At 59.4% G+C, this 17,977-nt stretch carries 14 protein-coding genes, 1 tRNA gene and 2 pseudogenes; 4 read left to right on the top strand and 13 right to left on the bottom strand.

Translation table 11 applies throughout. The features are described from left to right. Positions 1 to 238: 238 nt before the first annotated feature. Positions 239 to 1,234, top strand: a complete 996-nt coding sequence (gene cra, locus ACXX9E_RS09685) for a catabolite repressor/activator (RefSeq protein WP_128615776.1) — start codon at positions 239 to 241, stop codon at positions 1,232 to 1,234. A gap of 3 nt (positions 1,235 to 1,237) precedes the next feature. Further along, entirely contained in the window at positions 1,238 to 2,014 is a 777-nt protein-coding gene (locus ACXX9E_RS09680; protein WP_123464559.1) for a TatD family hydrolase, read from the top strand. Here the strand turns inward: ACXX9E_RS09680 and ACXX9E_RS09675 are convergent, their stop codons facing one another. The 6 genes and pseudogenes from ACXX9E_RS09675 to ACXX9E_RS09650 form a co-directional block, all read right to left on the bottom strand. After that, positions 2,015 to 2,404, bottom strand: a complete 390-nt coding sequence (locus ACXX9E_RS09675) for a hypothetical protein (protein WP_123464557.1) — start codon at positions 2,402 to 2,404, stop codon at positions 2,015 to 2,017. Positions 2,405 to 2,595: 191 nt separating this feature from the next. Beyond that, a pseudogene (locus tag ACXX9E_RS09670) lies at positions 2,596 to 3,111 on the bottom strand (methyl-accepting chemotaxis protein); the annotation flags it as partial. Positions 3,112 to 3,453: 342 nt separating this feature from the next. Next, positions 3,454 to 3,657: pseudogene (locus ACXX9E_RS09665) on the bottom strand (HAMP domain-containing protein); the annotation flags it as partial. Positions 3,658 to 4,924: 1,267 nt separating this feature from the next. Next, positions 4,925 to 5,764 carry a regulatory signaling modulator protein AmpE gene (ampE, locus tag ACXX9E_RS09660; protein WP_128615779.1) on the bottom strand — a complete coding sequence of 280 codons (840 nt, stop codon included), beginning with the start codon at positions 5,762 to 5,764 and terminating at the stop codon, positions 4,925 to 4,927. After that, positions 5,761 to 6,321, bottom strand: a complete 561-nt coding sequence (gene ampD / locus ACXX9E_RS09655) for a 1,6-anhydro-N-acetylmuramyl-L-alanine amidase AmpD (RefSeq protein WP_458555356.1) — start codon at positions 6,319 to 6,321, stop codon at positions 5,761 to 5,763. Before ampD ends, ampE begins: the two co-directional genes overlap by 4 nt. A gap of 63 nt (positions 6,322 to 6,384) precedes the next feature. Further along, complete coding sequence (locus tag ACXX9E_RS09650) at positions 6,385 to 8,571, bottom strand: DUF1631 domain-containing protein (protein ID WP_458555355.1); 2,187 nt, start codon at positions 8,569 to 8,571, stop codon at positions 6,385 to 6,387. Between the two features lie 376 nt (positions 8,572 to 8,947). Between ACXX9E_RS09650 and nadC the strand changes: the two genes are divergently transcribed. Continuing rightward, positions 8,948 to 9,796 (top strand): carboxylating nicotinate-nucleotide diphosphorylase, encoded by an 849-nt coding sequence (gene nadC, locus ACXX9E_RS09645; RefSeq protein ID WP_123464548.1) that lies wholly within the window; start codon positions 8,948 to 8,950, stop codon positions 9,794 to 9,796. A 95-nt stretch (positions 9,797 to 9,891) separates the two neighbouring features. Here nadC and ACXX9E_RS09640 read toward each other — a convergent pair whose 3' ends face one another. Beyond that, positions 9,892 to 10,191, bottom strand: coding sequence for a DUF6388 family protein (locus ACXX9E_RS09640; protein ID WP_458555354.1), 300 nt, complete (start codon positions 10,189 to 10,191; stop codon positions 9,892 to 9,894). 276 nt (positions 10,192 to 10,467) lie between these two features. Here ACXX9E_RS09640 and ACXX9E_RS09635 point away from each other — a divergent pair, with 276 nt between their 5' ends. Continuing rightward, positions 10,468 to 10,962, top strand: a complete 495-nt coding sequence (locus ACXX9E_RS09635; protein ID WP_128615781.1) for a hypothetical protein — start codon at positions 10,468 to 10,470, stop codon at positions 10,960 to 10,962. 6 nt (positions 10,963 to 10,968) lie between these two features. Here the strand turns inward: ACXX9E_RS09635 and ACXX9E_RS09630 are convergent. From ACXX9E_RS09630 to infB, 6 genes are all read right to left on the bottom strand, one after another. After that, positions 10,969 to 11,044: transfer RNA gene (locus ACXX9E_RS09630), tRNA-Thr, on the bottom strand. Between the two features lie 194 nt (positions 11,045 to 11,238). Beyond that, entirely contained in the window at positions 11,239 to 13,344 is a 2,106-nt protein-coding gene (pnp, locus tag ACXX9E_RS09625) for a polyribonucleotide nucleotidyltransferase (RefSeq protein WP_123464544.1), read from the bottom strand. Between the two features lie 194 nt (positions 13,345 to 13,538). Then, the gene (gene rpsO / locus ACXX9E_RS09620) at positions 13,539 to 13,808 is read right to left on the bottom strand and encodes a 30S ribosomal protein S15 (protein ID WP_011332409.1); all 270 of its coding nucleotides are present in this window, start codon (positions 13,806 to 13,808) and stop codon (positions 13,539 to 13,541) included. A 143-nt stretch (positions 13,809 to 13,951) separates the two neighbouring features. Next, entirely contained in the window at positions 13,952 to 14,869 is a 918-nt protein-coding gene (gene truB / locus ACXX9E_RS09615; protein WP_024011571.1) for a tRNA pseudouridine(55) synthase TruB, read from the bottom strand. Between the two features lie 4 nt (positions 14,870 to 14,873). After that, complete coding sequence (rbfA, locus tag ACXX9E_RS09610; RefSeq protein WP_128615783.1) at positions 14,874 to 15,275, bottom strand: 30S ribosome-binding factor RbfA; 402 nt, start codon at positions 15,273 to 15,275, stop codon at positions 14,874 to 14,876. Between the two features lie 160 nt (positions 15,276 to 15,435). Then, positions 15,436 to 17,967, bottom strand: coding sequence for a translation initiation factor IF-2 (gene infB / locus ACXX9E_RS09605; protein WP_458555353.1), 2,532 nt, complete (start codon positions 17,965 to 17,967; stop codon positions 15,436 to 15,438). Positions 17,968 to 17,977 lie beyond the last annotated feature (10 nt).

Genomic DNA, 17,977 nt, shown 5'->3' with positions numbered 1-17,977 from the left:
CAGCTTCCCTTTCAGGGGCAGTTTTGGCGGTTTCACGGCAGAACCGGCCAAAGGCGTCTAAAACGTAGAAAATACGCCTGCTGAAACGTTTAATCTAGATTGATCGGCACGTTACTCGATAATGTCTCATCCTTGAAGTCCAACTTGTCGGATGCGCTGCGACAATAGTCGCCTGCCCTAATCGGGTAGGATTGGCGAAAATCTCGGCGCACGCTCGAAAAAACAAGGAAATCCCGGGTTGAAACTCAGTGATATCGCGCGGTTGGCCGGAGTGTCCGTGACCACCGCCAGCTACGTCATCAACGGCAAGGCCGAACAGCAACGCATCAGTCACGCGACCGTCGAGCGGGTGCGGGCGGTGGTCGACCTGCATGGTTTTACACCAAACCCACAAGCGGCCGGGCTGCGCAGCCGGCATACGCGCACGTTGGGGTTTATTCTGCCGGATCTGGAAAACCCCAGTTACGCGCGGATTGCCAAACTGCTGGAACAAGGTGCGCGGGCCCGCGGCTATCAGTTGTTGATCGCCAGCTCCGACGATGCGCCGGACAGCGAGCGCCAGTTGTTGCAACTGTTCCGTGCCCGCCGTTGCGATGCGTTGATCGTCGCCAGTTGTCTGCCGGCCGGTGACGACAGCTACCGCCAGTTGCAGGCCAAGGGCCTGCCGATCATCGCCATCGACCGGGTCATGGAACCGGAGCATTTCTGCTCGGTGATCAGCGACGACCGCGAAGCCAGCCTGCACCTGACCCAGAGCCTGCTCGATCCGCAACCGAAGCAGATCGTCCTGCTCGGCGCCCGCCCCGAGCTGAGCATCAGCCAGGAACGTGCCGCCGGGTTCAAACAGGCCCTGGTCGATTTCAAAGGTGAAGTGCTCGTCGAGCATGCCGAATCCTTCAGCCGCGAATGCGGCAAACAACTGATGGAAGAACTCCTGCAACGTCTGGGGCATTTACCGGACGCGCTGGTGACCACTTCCTACGTGCTGTTGCAAGGTGTGTTCGACGCGCTGCATGACTTCCCGCTGAAATCACGTCCGCTGCGCCTCGGCACCTTCGGCGATACGCAGTTGCTGGACTTCCTGCCACTGCCGGTCAACGCCATGGCCCAGCAGCACCAGTTGATCGCCGACAAGGCGCTGGAACTGGCACTGGCCGCCGTCGAGCAAGCCGAATACGAGCCCGGTGTGCAGGCCATTCCCCGTACCTTCAAGCAGCGCATTTTGCGGGACTGAGCCGTGGAGCTGATCGACAGCCACACCCACCTCGACTTCCCCGACTTCGACGCCGATCGCCCGGCGTTGTTGGCGCAAAGCCGCGCCCTCGGCGTGCGGCGCATGGTGGTGCTGGGGGTCTATGAGGGTAATTGGCAACGGGTGTGGGATCTGGTGCAGAGCGATCCTGATTTATACGCGGCGTTCGGTCTGCACCCGGTGTACCTCGATCAGCATCGCCCCGAGGATTTGCAGACGCTGGGCGACTGGCTGGCGCGGTGGCGCGGCCACCGCCAGTTGTGCGCAGTGGGCGAGATCGGTCTGGATTACTTCATCGAAACCCTCGACCGCGAGCGGCAACAGGCGTTGTTCGAGGCGCAGTTGCAACTGGCGGTGGATTTCGCGTTGCCGGCGCTGATCCATGTGCGCCGCAGTCATGCCGCGACGATTGCCACACTCAAACGCTTCAAGCTCAAACGCGCCGGGATCATCCACGCCTTCGCCGGCAGCCGTGAAGAGGCGCGCGAATACATCAAACTCGGTTTCAAACTGGGCCTGGGCGGCGCCCCCACCTGGCCGCAAGCGCTGCGCATGCATCGGGTGCTGGCCGAGCTGCCGCTGGAGTCGATCGTGCTGGAAACCGATTCACCGGACATGGCGCCCGTCATGTTCCCCGGCCAGCGCAACAGCCCGGCGCATCTGCCGGCGATCTGCGCGGCGCTCGCCGAACTGATGAACATCAGCCCGCAACAACTGGCCAGCGTCAGCACCGCCAACAGCTGCGAAGTGTTCGGCTGGTAATCAGTCGGCGTGGGCCTTGGCCGCGTCGAGAATCAGCGTCAGATCCTGTCGCTGACGCGCATGACGCACGAACACGAAGTACACAAAAATCGTAATCAACGAAGCATTCAGTTGCTCGCTGACACTGAGCAGGCCAATCCACTCCATCACCAACGCCACCAGCAACGCGGTGCACACCGTGAGCGAGGCGCTGAAGCGCAACAGCGCCAGCGAATCGAGGGACTTGAAGCGCTTCATCTGTTGCGGGCAGCGCAGCTCGAGGGTTTTCTGGCAATGCTCGCAGGTGAAGGCTTCATTGATTGCGATCGCGTTGAGTTGCCAGGGCTTGAGCACAAGCGTGGTATGGCAATGGGCACAACGGCCCTGGATTCCCAGGGTTGCGACGGACATGAGCGGGGCCTCCGGTTGGCGATCAACTGAGCAAGGATAGTGGCTGATGAATGACAAAAAGCCAGCAGCTGGAGGCAAACAGGAATTGGCTTACGACCGTCAGTAAAAAAGGACTACAAAAAATTCAGACAAAACACTGCCCCCTGTGTAGGAGCGAGCAGGCTCACTCCTACAAGAGATTAGCGTTCTACCTACACACGAAAGGCGCTGATCAGCTGTTTCAGCTCCACCACCTGGGCCGAGAGCGCACGGCTGGCGTCTTCGGTCTGGTGGGCGCCTTGCGCCGTGCGCTCGCCGGCACGGTTGATCTCGACGATGTTCTGGTCGATGTCATGGGCCACCGCAGTCTGTTGTTCTACCGCGGCGGCAATCTGCTGGTTCTGATCGACGATCATGCCCACCGCACCGAGGATGTTTTCCAGCGCCTGCTGGACCTTTTCCGACTGCCCCACGGTGCCGTTGGCCATTTGATGGCTGACCCCCATGGCCTTGACCGCCGCCCCGACACCGCCGTGCAGCTTGGCGATCATCTGTTCGATTTCTTCGGTCGATTGCTGGGTGCGTTTGGCCAGGGTGCGCACTTCATCGGCGACCACGGCAAAACCACGGCCCTGCTCGCCTGCGCGCGCCGCTTCGATCGCGGCGTTAAGCGCCAGCAGATTGGTCTGTTCGGCGATGCTCTTGATCACCTCCAGCACGCGACTGATCGACTGGCTGTCGCTGGCCAGCTGGTTGATCACCAGCACCGACTGATCAATCTCGCTGGCCAGCGCGGCAATGCTGCCCTGCTGTGACTCGACCAGGCCGCGACCGCTGAGGGTCTCGTCGTTGACGCTGTGCGCACTGCTCACCGCCGCAGCGGCACTGCGTGCCACTTCCATGGACGTGGCCGACATCTGGTTCATCGCCGTCGCCACCTGCTCGATCTGCGTGCGCTGCCCGGCCACTGCGAGATTGCTTTGCGCCGAGACGTTTTCAACCTGCCCGGCCTGGCGCTCGACCTCAGCAACGGTCTGGCCGACGCGCTCGATCAAGTCGTGAATCTTCCTCACCGTGCCATTGAACACTTCGCCCAGCTCACCCAGTTCATCGCGGCTGTTGGCTTTGAAATTGACCGTCATGTCGCCCGCTGCGACCTTGTCCATCATCGCGCCGAGACGTTTGAGCGTGGTGCGGGTCGAGGCGTAGAAGCCGCCGTAAAGGTAGAAAATCAGCACAAACACCAGCGATAGCGCGACAGCCTGCAAGACCATGTGCGTGCGGTTCTGCGTCAGACGCTGCTGCAATTGGGTGTCGAGGTAGTTCAATGTGGCTTCGTTGAGCTGGTAGGTGTTGTCCATCAACGCCGTGACCTGATCATAAAAGGCCTGCCAGGGTGCATCGAGGGTGTCAGCCATCACCACCTGTTCTTCGAACAATTCGCTGGCCTGCTTCAACGTCGCCTTGCTGGTATCGGCCTGCGCACTGAGCGCGGCGCTGGCGGCTTTGCTGGAGCCGAGGGCGTCCTGCAACTTCAGGCCGTACTCGGCCTGGAGCTTCTCGATCTGCACCAGCAATTCATCAAACCGGGTGCTCGAAGAACTGTTGAGAAAGCCCTGCCCCAACGAATACGAGCCCATGGCCCGGCCTTCGCCAAGGGTTTGCGTCACTGTCGGCGTAATCAGGGTGACCAGTTCGCTGAGCTGGCGGATATCGCTTTGGTTATCGCGGCTCAGACCAGCCTGACTGGTGATGATCTGACTGAAAATCTGCGCACTCGCCAGCAGTTTGCCGATCAGCGCACTTTTGCTTTGCAGTGAGTTTTCCGCTTGCTGAGCCTTGAACGCGGCAATCATTTCATCGCGTTTGCCGTCGAACACCTTGATCTGCTCGGGATCGTCGGTCATTGCCGTCAGCCCTTGCAGGCGCGCCAGCACCGCTTGTTCCAGCGTGGTGATCTGCGCTTCGACATTACCGGCCTTGCCGGACTGGCCAAGGGTGACGTTGATCTGCACCAGATTGTTGAGGGTCTCCAGATCCCGGCGCAGAGTCAGGCTGCTACCCAGCAGGTCGAGGCTTTGCAGCTCGACGCGGGTACCCTGGAACTCACGATAGGAATCGCGCACCAGATAGAAATTGGTCACCAGCATCGGCACCAGGAACAGCACGCTGATCAGGCTGAACTTCATGCCGAAGCTCAGACGGTTCATCAGCGAGACAGCGGGATAGAGCAAGCTCTTCACTGGAAGTCTCCCTTGGTTTTTCTTGTTTTTATTGGCAGGCGCGGGGCGACAGCAGATAGCCACTATCGAGCGCCATCTCTGTATAGCTCAAATCGAAGGGAGGTTTTGTAACTTAAGGTTAACGGCTACAGCGGCCGAGCACCGACCGGTGGCGAGGGGATTTATCCCCTCTCGGCTGCGCAGCAGTCTTAAAACCAAACACCGCAGACTTTCTGACACACCGCGTGTGCTTGATTTGCGGCCGCTGCGCAGCCGAACGGGGATAAATCCCCGCGCCACACGTGCTTTCACCAAAGGATCAGTGAACCAGCACGGTCCACAAGGCAAACCCGGCATACCACAACACCGCCGCCCGCAGCAGCAGTTCCCACAGGCAATCGAGGGTGTTGATGCCTTCCGGTCCGACCACCGGTGGCGGAATTTCTCCAGCCGCCAGACCGACCTTGTCGATCAGTTGCGCAGCGCTGATGTTCCAGTTCAGCAGTTCGTGCAGCATTACCCGGCTGACGGCGACAAAGTTGCCGACCAGCGCCAGACTCGCGGCCAGCAGACGCACCGGCACCCAGTCGAAGGCATGGCGCAATTGCCCGGCGCGCTCGACCAATGCCGGGTTCTGACCATGCGCTTCGGCCAGCGCCAACAAGCGATAGGCCAGCGCCGCCACCGGGCCGAGCAGGAAATACCAGAAGATCACCGCGAAGAAGCTCTGATAGGCCTGCCACAGCAAGTGCCGTTGCACGCTTTCGAGCAATTGCTCGCCGCTGTCGGCGCAGATATTCAGGTCACGTTTGGCGACGTGGGCCGCCGCTTGCAGATCCTCACGGCGCCAGGCGTCGCGAAACGGTCCGAGGCCGCCCAACAGATCACCGCGTCCGAGGGCATAGATGACCACCAGCAGATGCACCGGCAATGCCAGCAAGCCATACGCCACAGGCTCCAGCACCCACAGCAGCAGACCCAGCAGCGCCACCGGCAACAGCACCAGAATGGTCAGTATCAGCCACGGTTTGTCGGCCAGCCGAGCGCCGGTTTCGAGTTTGTTCAGCTCGCGGATCCATCCGCCATCGCGTTGAATCCGATGACGCAGGGCCGAGAATTTCTCGATCCAGACCGCCAGCAGTAACACCAGAAAACTCATTGTCCTTCCTCTTGTGCCAGGGCCGCGCGGTAACGCGCCCAGTCGAATTCCGGGCCAGGATCGGTCTTGCGCCCGGGTGCAATGTCGCTGTGCCCGCAGATGCGAGCGCCGGTGATCGCCGGAAATGCTGTTTGCAGCTGACGCGTCAGCGTGATCAACGCCTGATACTGCGCCTCGGTAAAGGGCAGATCATCGGTGCCTTCGAGTTCGATGCCCACGGAAAAATCATTACAGGTTTCGCGGCCTTCGAACATCGACACACCCGCATGCCACGCCCGTTCAAGACAGGAGACAAACTGGGTCACCGTGCCGTCACGTTCGATCAGAAAATGCGCGGAGACGCGCAGGTCGGCGATGCCTGCAAAATAGGGATGTTCGGTGACATCCAGACGATTCTGGAAAAATTCCTGCACCTTGCCGGTGGCGAATTGCGCCGGTGGCAGGCTGATGTTGTGGATCACCAGCAGGGAAATTTCGCCCGCGGGGCGTTCATTGAAGTTGGGCGATGGGCAGACCTGCACCCCGTGACACCACCCGCTAGCGGGATCCAACTGCATACCGATTCCTTCAACGCCGACTGTGTTGCGCCCAGTATGCCGTGATCGGCACCCGACGCGCGATCACTTGGCGCGATTGAGGCGCCGCAGATTGCCCAGCACCGACTCGAGCGCCCGGTCAAACAGCAAGGTGTCGTCCAGTGCCCGTGCCGCCCCCCGGCGGAACTCAAGGGCCAGCCCGGTGCGGCTGTGTTCGAGGACTTTCATGCCGGTGCGGTCGACAAACACATACTTGCCGGTGGCTTCGATGATTGCGGCAAGCTTGCAGCGCAGGGTGTGCTCTTCATCTTCCTGAAACACGACCCAACTGCCCGGCCGCAGTTGATCGACCTGGCGCACACTGGCGTCGTCGTGGCCCAGACGTACCGGGCTCAGCGCCATCGCGCCCTCCTCCGCGCCGGGCAGGACGATCTGCTGCGAGACTTCGATCAGCTCCGGCCCTTCGGCCTGAGCGGACTCGCTGGACGGTTCGAGCACTCGCACATGCAGTGCCTCGAGCTCGCTGAAAAATTCGCTGGTGGCAAACGGGTCGAATGCCGAACTGGTCAAACCGTCACGCAACGACTTGAGCAGACCCGGGACCAGCGCCAGCAAGCGCAGACCGGCTGCCGCATCATCATGACGCTGCACACTCCAGATCAGTTGCCCCAGGGTTTGCACATCGGCCTGCCATTCGGCGGAGCGATCGCCATGCTTGAGGCAGGTCAGCATCAACACTTTGCTCCAGGCGTTCTGCGCAAACATGACCACGGTGGGCGGCAGCACCTTGCCCAACAGTGCCTGGTTCAACGCCTGCTCGACTCGCCGCCTGGCGAGCTCGGTCTTCGCCCGGCCCTCTTCGGCATCGCGCAAACGCTGTTCAAGCAATTCGCTGCGCCGGCGTTCATCGCTGGTGAAGGCGAGGAAGTCGGCGAGCAGCTCGGAGAAAATCGCCGGGTCATCGACAAAATCACTCAACAGCCGCTGCACCACTTGTTCGATGCGCAGGTACAGGCTATCGCGCGCCTCGCCATTGCAATCGCCCCAGCCCATGGCGGCCTCGGCGATTTCATTAAGCAGGCGCCGTGCCGGGTGGCTGCTGCGGCTGAAGAAACTCTTGTCGAGTACCGCAACCTTCAGCATCGGGATCTGTAACCGGGCAATCAATGCCTTCAGCGAGTCCGGCAGGTTGCGATCCTCGAGCATGCAGTCGAAGACCATGGCAATCAGGTTGATCACGTCTTCATCGGCGCCGTCCACGACCCGCGACTTGCCGCTTCTGACGCTGACCCGGGTCAGCAGTTGTTCGAGCTGATTGCGCAGATCGAAGTCGTCCTGCGCCGCCAGCGCCGGCACGTACTGTTGCAAGTGTGAGAGCAGCCGCAGCAGGTCGCGGGTGGTAATTGGCTGGGCGGCAGCGCTGGGCTCCAGGGTCGGCGCGACACTGCCGCGCACCTGCACCAACAAGGCCTGCAAGGCGCTGAAGACTTCCTGCACGCCTTCGTCCGCCGGCTGCCGATCATCAATTTCTTCGTCGTGCACACTGGCCACCGCGCGGTCGATTACCCGGCGCGCCGGTGCCGGTTTCAACTGCGGCAAGACGCCGGTGGCGAGCAGCAGCTGATTGGCTTCGGCATACAATTGTTCGGTGTCGGCCAGCACATAGCGTTCGAACAGCTTGAGCAGGATCAGCTTGACCTTGATCTCCACGCCCAGATTACGTCCGGCCTGCAGAAAGTACTCGCAGAGCATTGCCGGGCCGAGCGGGTTGTGTTGATCGTCAAGGGTATTGTCGAGCAGCGCATTGAGGCGCAGGGTCAATTGGTCGAGGGCAAAGCCATCACGCTTGAGCACCCGGCCAACCATGGTTTCGACGGCGACATTGCGTTCCATGTCATCGGTACGGGGCGCCGAATCTTCGTAGATCAGCGAACCCGACAGCGCGTTGTGCGTGGCGTCGTGTCGGGTCAGGGCGACGAATGCTTCGAAGAATTGTTCGAGAAAACCACGCTCGATGTTTTTGCGCTTGAGGCGCAGGTCGCGCATGGCTTCGAAGAAAATGTTCTGCTCGACGTCGTTGCGCGCCCGATCGGCCATTTCAAACAGCGTGTCGTCAGCGTTATCGAACAGTTCCTGCAAACCGTGGCGCAGTTGCTGGGCAGCCTTGTCGCGAACCTGAAGCAGAATCACAGGCAGGCGGGCGAGCGGCGAGTGATTCGCCTGATCGGTAGTGGCCTTGTACAAAGGCACTACTTTCCCGTCGTTGTGCATCCAAGCCTCCTGAAACGGTGATTCGTTCGATCAAGCAAACGCTGCCCCTGTGGGAGCGAACCTGCTCGCGAGAGCGGTGTGTCAACCGCATCAATGTCATTGAAAGAATGCATTCGCGAGCAGGCCCGCTACCACAAGTTCCAATCAGGACGTCAAAGCTATGACGTCAAATGCAAGGCGGATTATCTTGCAAAAGTCGTCCCCGGCGCTATAGCCGTCAGGGTTTCCCCTATGCCTCGCCCCCTCTCAATGACCACGACTGAACCGGCTTTACTCACAAGAAATCGACCAGATGCAGTCAGGCACGCGAGTTCTCGCCTTGGGTTGGCTCGCGCCATGCCCCTATAATCGAACCACTTTGTTTGTGGAGCCCGTTATGCCGAATCTACGTCTCGCCGATTTGACCGCCGAAATCGAAGCCAACGTGCGCCGTGCGTTGCTCGAAGACATCGGCAGCGGCGACATCACCGCGCAACTGATCCCGGCCGAACGCCTGGCCAAAGCCACCATTATCACGCGCGACGCAGCCGTTATTTGCGGCACGGCGTGGGTCGATGCGGTATTTCGTCAGCTCGATCCGCGCGTCGCGGTGCATTGGCAAGTGGTCGATGGCGAACGGGTCAAACCCAATCAGCCGTTGTTTCATCTGGAAGGCCCGGCGCGCTCGCTGCTGACCGGTGAGCGCAGCGCATTGAATTTCCTGCAGCTGCTGTCTGGCGTGGCAACACGTGCGCAATACCTGGCAGACTTCGTCGGCGCCACTCAGGTCAAACTGCTCGACACCCGCAAAACCCTGCCAGGCCTGCGTCTGGCGCAGAAATACGCGGTAACCTGCGGCGGTTGCCACAACCACCGCATTGGCCTGTACGACGCGTTCCTGATCAAGGAAAACCACATCGCCGCCAGCGGTGGCATCCCGCAGGCCATTAGCGCGGCCCACAAGATTGCCCCGGGCAAGCCGGTGGAAATCGAAGTGGAAAGCCTGGATGAATTGAAGGAAGCGCTGGCCGCCGGCGCCGACATCATCATGCTGGATGAGCTGAGCCTGGACGACATGCGCGAAGCCGTACGCCTGAACGGCGGCAAGGCGAAACTCGAAGCCAGCGGCGGCATCAACGAAAGCACGTTGCTGCCGATCGCCGAAACCGGGGTGGATTACATCTCGATCGGCGCGATGACCAAGGATGTCAAAGCGGTGGATCTGTCGATGCGCTTGAGCCTTTGACAGCAGCGGCAAGTTTCAAGCTACAAGCTGCAAGCTGCAAGCTGCAAGCCACAGCGATTTTGCTTTGACTTGCCGCTTGAAACTCGTAGCTGCTTTTATACGACGAGATTGTTCATCTCGCAGTACTCGTCCCACTCGACACCCAGCACTTCGGCCGCCTCTTTGTGCAGCACGAGGCGCTGTGCCTCGAATTCTTCAGGGGTGCTGGTGTATTTCAGTGTCAGCTCCCACGGCTGCAACCCCTGGGCTTCGGCTTCGTCTTCGAATGCCCACTGGATCTGGTCCTTCTGATCATCGGGACTCAGGTCCTTGATCTCTTCTTTCAGGTCCGGGACGTCCAGAATGTATTTTTCCAGCGCTATTTCGTGACGTTGCTCTTGAGTTAATTCGGTCATGGCGTTCTCGCTGATCGTAAGAATGGAGGATGGATCTGGATCATCAAGGATCTCTCTGACGCGGATTGTCCGGCCTTCGGAACCATTCGGGATCATCTGAAAACTGCTGGGCGATGCTCATGCAGGCACCGAATATAGGACGTTTGCATGACGAATTACACGGCTCTTTACATCTCAGGCGCAAAAAGTTGACTTGCGGAACATAAATCCGCTTTCCAAGTCATAGCGTTGTGCCACTTCGGCACCCACTCTCGCTGTTCACAAGGAAAACCAGTGATGCGCAGCTTTTCGAAGATTTGCTCCATTGTGTCTGCCAGTACCTTGCTCGCCGCCATGATGCTGCCGGCAAGCGCCATGGCGCTGGAACTGAGCACCAGCAGTTCCTCCTACGGCGACAAAGTTTCATTGATTCACAACGATTACGGCAAAGAGGTTGTCATCAAAAGCGATATCAGCATTGATGAACTGCAAAAGATCCGCGATACCGTCCGTGACCAGTCACGCCAGATTGAAGAACTCAAACGCAGCAGCGGTTCCAGCTCGAGCGCCGGCAGTAAAGAAGTCGACGACCTGAAGAACAAGCTCAAGGAGCAGGATCGCCAACTGGAGACCCTCGGTCGCCAGGTCGAAGACCTCAAGCGCAACAGCGGTTCCAGCTCCAACTCGAACAACAGCGAGATTTCGAGTCTGAAACAGAAGATCAACGATCAGGATCGTGCAATGGATCAGCTCAAACGTACCGTCGAGGACCTGAGCCGCAAAGTGAAATAAGGGAAGTGGTGCCCGAGACAGGAATCGAACCTGCGACCTTCGCGTTACGAGTGCGCTGCTCTACCGGCTGAGCTACACGGGCGGTGGGCTAAACCTAGCACCGGTTTTCACAAAAGCAAAGATCGCAGCCTGCTTCGGCTCCTGCGGAATCGGGTGATCACCGCGTTTTTACCGGCGCTGCCGCAGGCTGCGAGCTTTTGATCTTTATGGCAGACAAAAAAATGCCCCGCCGTTTTCACGGCGGGGCATTTTCATTGCGCTAAAGCGAGGGGGTGATTACACGCCCGATGCCTTGGCCGCTGCCACGTCTTTGATGGACAGCTTGATACGGCCGCGGTTGTCCACGTCCAGTACCAGCACTTCCACTTCCTGGCCTTCTTTCAGGATGTCGGTCACTTTCTCTACGCGAGCGTCGCTCAGCATGGAGATGTGCACCAGACCGTCCTTGCCTGGCAGGATGTTGACGAATGCGCCGAAGTCGACGATGCGCTCAACTTTACCCACGTAGATCTTGCCGATCTCGGCTTCAGCGGTGATGCCCAGAACGCGCTGACGAGCAGCTTCAGCGGCTTCCTTGGTTTCGCCGAAGATCTTGATCGAACCGTCGTCTTCGATGTCGATCGAAGCCTTGGTTTCTTCGCAGATCGCACGGATGGTCGCGCCACCTTTACCGATAACGTCACGGATCTTGTCGGTGTCGATTTTCATCGCGATCATGGTCGGAGCGTTGGCCGACAGTTCGGTACGCGACTGGCCAATGATCTGGTTCATCTGGCCGAGGATGTTCAGGCGCGCTTCCAGGGCTTGGCCCAGAGCGATTTCCATGATCTCTTCGGTGATGCCCTTGATCTTGATGTCCATCTGCAGCGCGGTGACGCCTTTGGCGGTACCGGCTACCTTGAAGTCCATGTCGCCCAGGTGGTCTTCGTCACCGAGGATGTCGGTCAGGACGGCGAACTTCTCGCCCTCTTTAACCAGACCCATGGCGATACCGGCAACCGGCGCCTTCATCGGCACACCAGCGTCCATCAGGGCCAGGGAAGCGCCGCAAACGGAAGCCATCGAGCTCGAACCGTTGGATTCGGTGATTTCCGACACTACACGAATGGTGTACGGGAACACGTCAGCGGCTGGCAGCATGGCCGAAACCGAACGACGGGCCAGACGGCCGTGACCGATTTCACGACGACCAGCGCCACCCATGCGACCACACTCGCCCACCGAGAACGGAGGGAAGTTGTAGTGCAGCATGAACGGGTCTTTTTTCTCGCCTTCCAGGGTGTCCAGCAGCTGTGCGTCACGGGCGGTGCCCAGGGTCGCGACTACCAGAGCCTGGGTTTCACCACGGGTGAACAGCGCCGAACCGTGAGTCTTCGGCAGAACGCCGACTTCGATGTTCAGCGGACGTACGGTCTTGGTGTCGCGACCGTCGATACGTGGCTTGCCGTTAACGATGTTTTCGCGAACGGTGCGGTATTCGATTTCGCCGAAAGCGGCTTTGACGTCGGCAGCCGAAGGCTGGCCTTCTTCACCGGACAGCTTGGCAACAACCTGATCCTTCAGCTCGCCCAGACGTGCGTAGCGGTCAGCCTTGACGGTGATGGTGTAAGCCTGGGAGATCGCATCGCCGAACTCGGCACGGATAGCGCCCAGCAGTTCGGTGGCTTCTGGCGCCGGAGCCCAGGTCCAGGTTGGCTTGGCAGCTTCAGCGGCCAGTTCCTTGACGGCGTTGATCACCACCTGGAACTCGTCGTGAGCGAACAGTACCGCGCCCAGCATCTGGTCTTCGGTCAGCTCTTTGGCTTCCGATTCAACCATCAGTACGGCGTCGGAGGTACCGGCAACGACCATGTCCAGGCTCGAAGCGGCTTGTTGTTCGTAAGTCGGGTTCAGCAGGTAGCCGGTGCTTTCGTGGAAAGCGACGCGAGCGGCGCCGATCGGGCCGTCAAACGGGATGCCCGAAATAGCCAGGGCAGCCGAAGTACCGATCATCGCAGCGATGTCCGGATCGGTCTTTTTGCTGGTGGAAACGACGGTGCAGACAACCTGCACTTCGTTCATGAAACCTTCCGGGAACAGCGGACGGATCGGACGGTCGATCAGTCGGGAAGTCAGGGTTTCTTTCTCGGAAGGACGGCCTTCACGCTTGAAGAAACCGCCAGGGATCTTACCGGCAGCGTAAGTCTTTTCCTGGTAGTGAACGGACAGAGGGAAGAAGCCCTTGCCCGGATCGGCTTGCTTGGCACCAACGACGGTCACCAATACGCTGACGTCGTCGTCAACGGTGACCAATACTGCGCCGGAGGCCTGACGGGCGATACGGCCAGTCTCGAGGGTAACGGTCGACTGACCGAACTGGAATTTTTTGATTACCGGGTTCACGGTGTCCTACCTTCTTTGTGGCTCTTGGGGGAACTGGTTTCTTGCGAAATTCTTGGGCAATGTCGGGAATCGGCCCAACGCTTGTCCGGGGTAAAACGTGTATCCAGATAAAACTTGAGGCTGGGAGCCTGCAAGGCGCCAGCGGTAAACCGCCGACGTCCCACAGACCACCAACCTCATAGCGCAATCGCTGATTAGCGACGCAGACCCAGGCGAGCGATCAGAGCGCTGTAACGGCTCACGTCCTTGCCTTTCAGGTAGTCCAGCAGCTTGCGACGCTGGTTTACCATGCGGATCAGACCACGACGGGAGTGGTGATCTTTACCGTTGGCCTTGAAGTGACCTTGCAGTTTGTTGATGTTGGCGGTCAGCAGTGCAACTTGCACTTCTGGCGAACCAGTGTCACCAACAGCTTGCTGGTAGTCAGCAACGATTTGAGCTTTTTCTTGAACGTCGAGAGCCATGAGGCAATCCTTTTATCAGGAAACTGTTTCAGAGAAACAGCTTCAACAGGCCAGGGACAAATCCCTGTATCTATAAATGAGTAGTGACCGTGCCTGTTAACAGCCACACTCGCCGGCACGCTGTAATACGCACCGGTTTCCGGTCATTCTGACCGAATTAAACGACGTGGCGCGATGCGCCCGTCTTCGCTCACTTCACCGATACCGATGAAGCGACCATTGTGATCCTGTACCCGCACCATGCCGAACTTCGGAGCATCCGGGGCGCGTACCGGCTGGCCGTTGAGCCAGTAGAACGCGCTCGCTTCCGAAAAGTGCAGCAACGGCCAATCCTGCAGGCCGCTGTCCGATGGCATCAGGAAGCGATCGACCGCTTCGTTGCCGCCTTCGGCATGTACCGCTTCGAGCTCTTCGAGGGTAACGGTTTGCGCCAAAGTGAAAGGCCCGGCCTGGGTACGGCGCAATTCTGCGACGTACGCACCACAACCGAGTTGCTCACCGATATCCTCCACCAGGGTACGAATATAGGTGCCTTTGCTGCAATCCACTGCAAGACGCGCAGTATCGCCTTCGAAGGCCAGTAATTCCAAGCGCGCAATAGTAACAGAACGCGGTTCGCGCTCCACTACTTCGCCTGCACGGGCCAGCTTGTACAGCGGCTGGCCATCACGCTTGAGTGCCGAGTACATCGGCGGTATCTGACTGATTTGACCGCGAAATTTCGGCAGGACCGCTTCGACGTCGGCGCGACCAACGGTCACCGGACGCTCCTGCAAAACCTCACCCTCGGCGTCTGCCGTGGTGGTGGTCTTGCCCAGTTGCGCCAGGGTTTCATAACCCTTGTCGGAATCGAGCAGGTACTGCGAGAACTTGGTGGCCTCACCGAAACACAGCGGCAACACGCCAGTGGCCAGCGGGTCGAGGCTGCCGGTGTGACCGGCCTTCTCGGCGTTGAGCAGCCAGCGAACCTTCTGCAACGCGGCGTTGGAGGTGAACCCCAACGGCTTGTCGAGCAGGATGATACCGCTGACGTTACGACGGATACGTTTGACCTGAGCCACCGAATTACTCCTTGGCGTCTTCAGGTGCAGGCGCGGTGACGTGCTGATTGTCTTCAGCCACGGCGCGCTCGATCAGGGCCGACAGGTGCGCACCACGGACAACGGATTCGTCGTAGTGGAAGTGCAATTGCGGCACACTGCGCAGCTTCATCTCACGGGCCAGTTGCATGCGCAGGAAACCTGCGGCGGCATTGAGCACCTTGATGCTTTGCGCGATATCTTCGGCGTTGTCCTGACCCATCACGGTGATGAAAATCTTCGCGTGACCGACGTCACGGCTGACTTCCACAGCGGTAATGGTGACCAGGCCGACGCGCGGATCTTTGACTTCGCGACGGATCAGTTGGGCCAGCTCGCGCTGCATCTGATCGCCGATACGTTGGGTACGGCTGTATTCTTTTGCCATGATTTTGTTACCTGTTACTGCCCCACGGTGAAACCCGCAAGGTCTGAAAGCGGCAAACGCCCGGCCTGACAAATGCCAGACCGGGCGTTGCGTTTAGAGTCCTGACGCCGTGGCGCGCATCTGCATGCGGCGGCTCGGCGTGGCCCTTGAAGTGCGCGAGTTAGAGGCTGCGAGCAACCTGAACCTTCTCGAAGACTTCGATCTTGTCGCCGACTTTGACGTCGTTGTAGCTCTTCACGCCGATACCGCATTCCATGCCGGCACGTACTTCGGAAGCGTCATCCTTGAAGCGGCGCAGGGATTCCAGCTCGCCTTCGAAGATAACGATGTCTTCACGCAGTACACGGATCGGACGGTTACGGTGCACAACACCTTCGATCACCATGCAGCCGGCGATCGCGCCAAACTTCGGCGAACGGAACACGTCGCGCACTTCGGCCACGCCCAGGATGTTCTCGCGAACATCGCTGCCGAGCATGCCGGTCAGGGCTTTCTTGACGTCTTCGATGATGTCGTAGATCACGTTGTAGTAACGCATGTCCAGACCTTCCTGCTCGACGATCTTCCGTGCGCCAGCATCGGCACGCACGTTGAAGCCGAACAGTACAGCATTGGAAGCCAGTGCCAGGTTAGCGTCGGACTCGGTGATACCACCGACACCGCCACCCACTACGCGCACTTGTACTTCGTCGTTGCCCAGGCCATTCAAGGCACCGTTCAACGCTTCCAGCGAACCACGGACGTCGGATTTGAGGACGATGTTGAGCGTCTTCTTCTCGGCCTGACCCATGTTTTCGAAGATGTTTTCCAGCTTGCCGGCGTGAGCGCGAGCCAGTTTGACTTCGCGGAACTTGCCTTGACGGAACAGAGCCACTTCACGGGCTTTCTTCTCGTCAGCCACCACGCTCATCTCGTCGCCAGCGTCCGGGGTACCGTCCAGGCCGAGAATCTCGACAGGGATGGAAGGACCGGCTTCCTTGATTGGCTTGCCGTTCTCGTCGAGCATGGCACGCACGCGGCCATAGTTCGAACCGACCAGGACCATGTCGCCTTGGCGCAGGGTACCGTCTTGAACCAGAACGGTTGCAACCGGACCACGACCTTTGTCGAGACGCGATTCAACCACAACACCACGGCCAGGAGCCGATGGAGTCGCTTTCAGTTCGAGCACTTCAGCTTGCAGCAGGACGGCTTCAAGCAGCTCGTCCACACCAGTACCCATCTTCGCGGAAACCGGAACGAAAGGCGTGTCGCCACCCCAGTCTTCGGAAGTCACGCCGTGAACCGACAGTTCGCTGCGAATGCGATCGAGATCGGCGCCCGGCTTGTCGATCTTGTTCACTGCAACCACCAGAGGCACGCCGGCAGCCTGAGCATGCTGGACTGCTTCGATGGTTTGCGGCATCACGCCGTCGTCCGCCGCAACCACCAGGATCACGATGTCGGTCGCCTTGGCACCACGGGCACGCATAGCGGTAAACGCCGCGTGACCCGGAGTGTCGAGGAAAGTGACCATGCCACGATCAGTCTCAACGTGGTACGCACCGATGTGCTGAGTAATACCACCGGCTTCGCCAGCAGCTACCTTGGCACGACGGATGTAATCGAGCAGGGAAGTTTTACCGTGGTCAACGTGGCCCATTACGGTCACGACTGGAGCACGGGAGAACGACTCGCCTTCAAACTTCAGGGACTCGGCCAGGGAGTCTTCCAGGGCGGTGTCGCTGACCAGGGTCACTTTGTGGCCCAGTTCTTCGGCTACCAGTTGAGCAGTTTCCTGATCAAGCACCTGGTTGATGGTCGCTGGAGTACCTAGTTTGAACATGAACTTGATGATTTCAGCAGCCTTGACCGACATCTGATTGGCGAGATCGCCAACAGTGATGGTCTCGCCGATCTGCACATCACGCACGACAGGGCCGGTTGGGCTCTGGAAACCGTGGGCGTTGCGCTTCTTCAGCTTGGCCTTGCCGCGACCACCGCGACGGAAGCCATCGCTTTCTTCGTCGGTAGTGCGTGGCGCCACACGTGGAGCCGGCGCTTTTTCTTTGACCGATGCGCGATGCGGAGCGTTTTTGCGCTCGCCATCACCACCGCCGCTGCGACGATTGTTGTCGTCGGCACGTGGCTTGTCAGGACGGCGCTGTTCGTTCTGCTTGTTGCGAACTTCAGCAGACGGAGCTGGAGCAGCGGCAACCACCGGTGCGCTTTCGCGCACAGGTTCGGCAACTGCAGCGGGCGCCACAACGGCGTCGCTGGTAGCGGTCTGCGCAGCAGCAGGCTGGCGGCGCGCTTCTTCTTCGGCGCGCTGCTTGGCTTCTTCTTCAGCCTTTTGACGGGCAGCATTTTCTACTGCGCGACGCTCATCCAGTTCACGCTTGCGCTCGGCTTCGATTTCTTCCGGGCTACGCTGTACGAAAACTTTCTTCTTGCGAACTTCTACGCTGATGCTTTTGCTACCAGCCACACGCAGGGTGCTGGTGGTTTTACGCTGCAGCGTGATCTTGCGTGGTTCTTCCACTTTCGCCTTGTGGCTGCTTTTCAAGTGAGTCAGCAGGGACTGCTTCTCACTGTCAGTCACATTTTCTTCGGCGGCGGTGTGCGGCAGACCTGCCTCACGCATCTGCTGCAACAGGCGCTCTACCGGTGTTTTGACCTCATCGGCCAGTTGTTTCACCGTGACTTGCGTCATGCACTTCTCT

This window comes from Pseudomonas sp. GNP014 (assembly GCF_054344005.1).
Note: the sequence above shows the minus strand (reverse complement) of the source record. Positions and strands in the feature narration are given on the sequence as shown.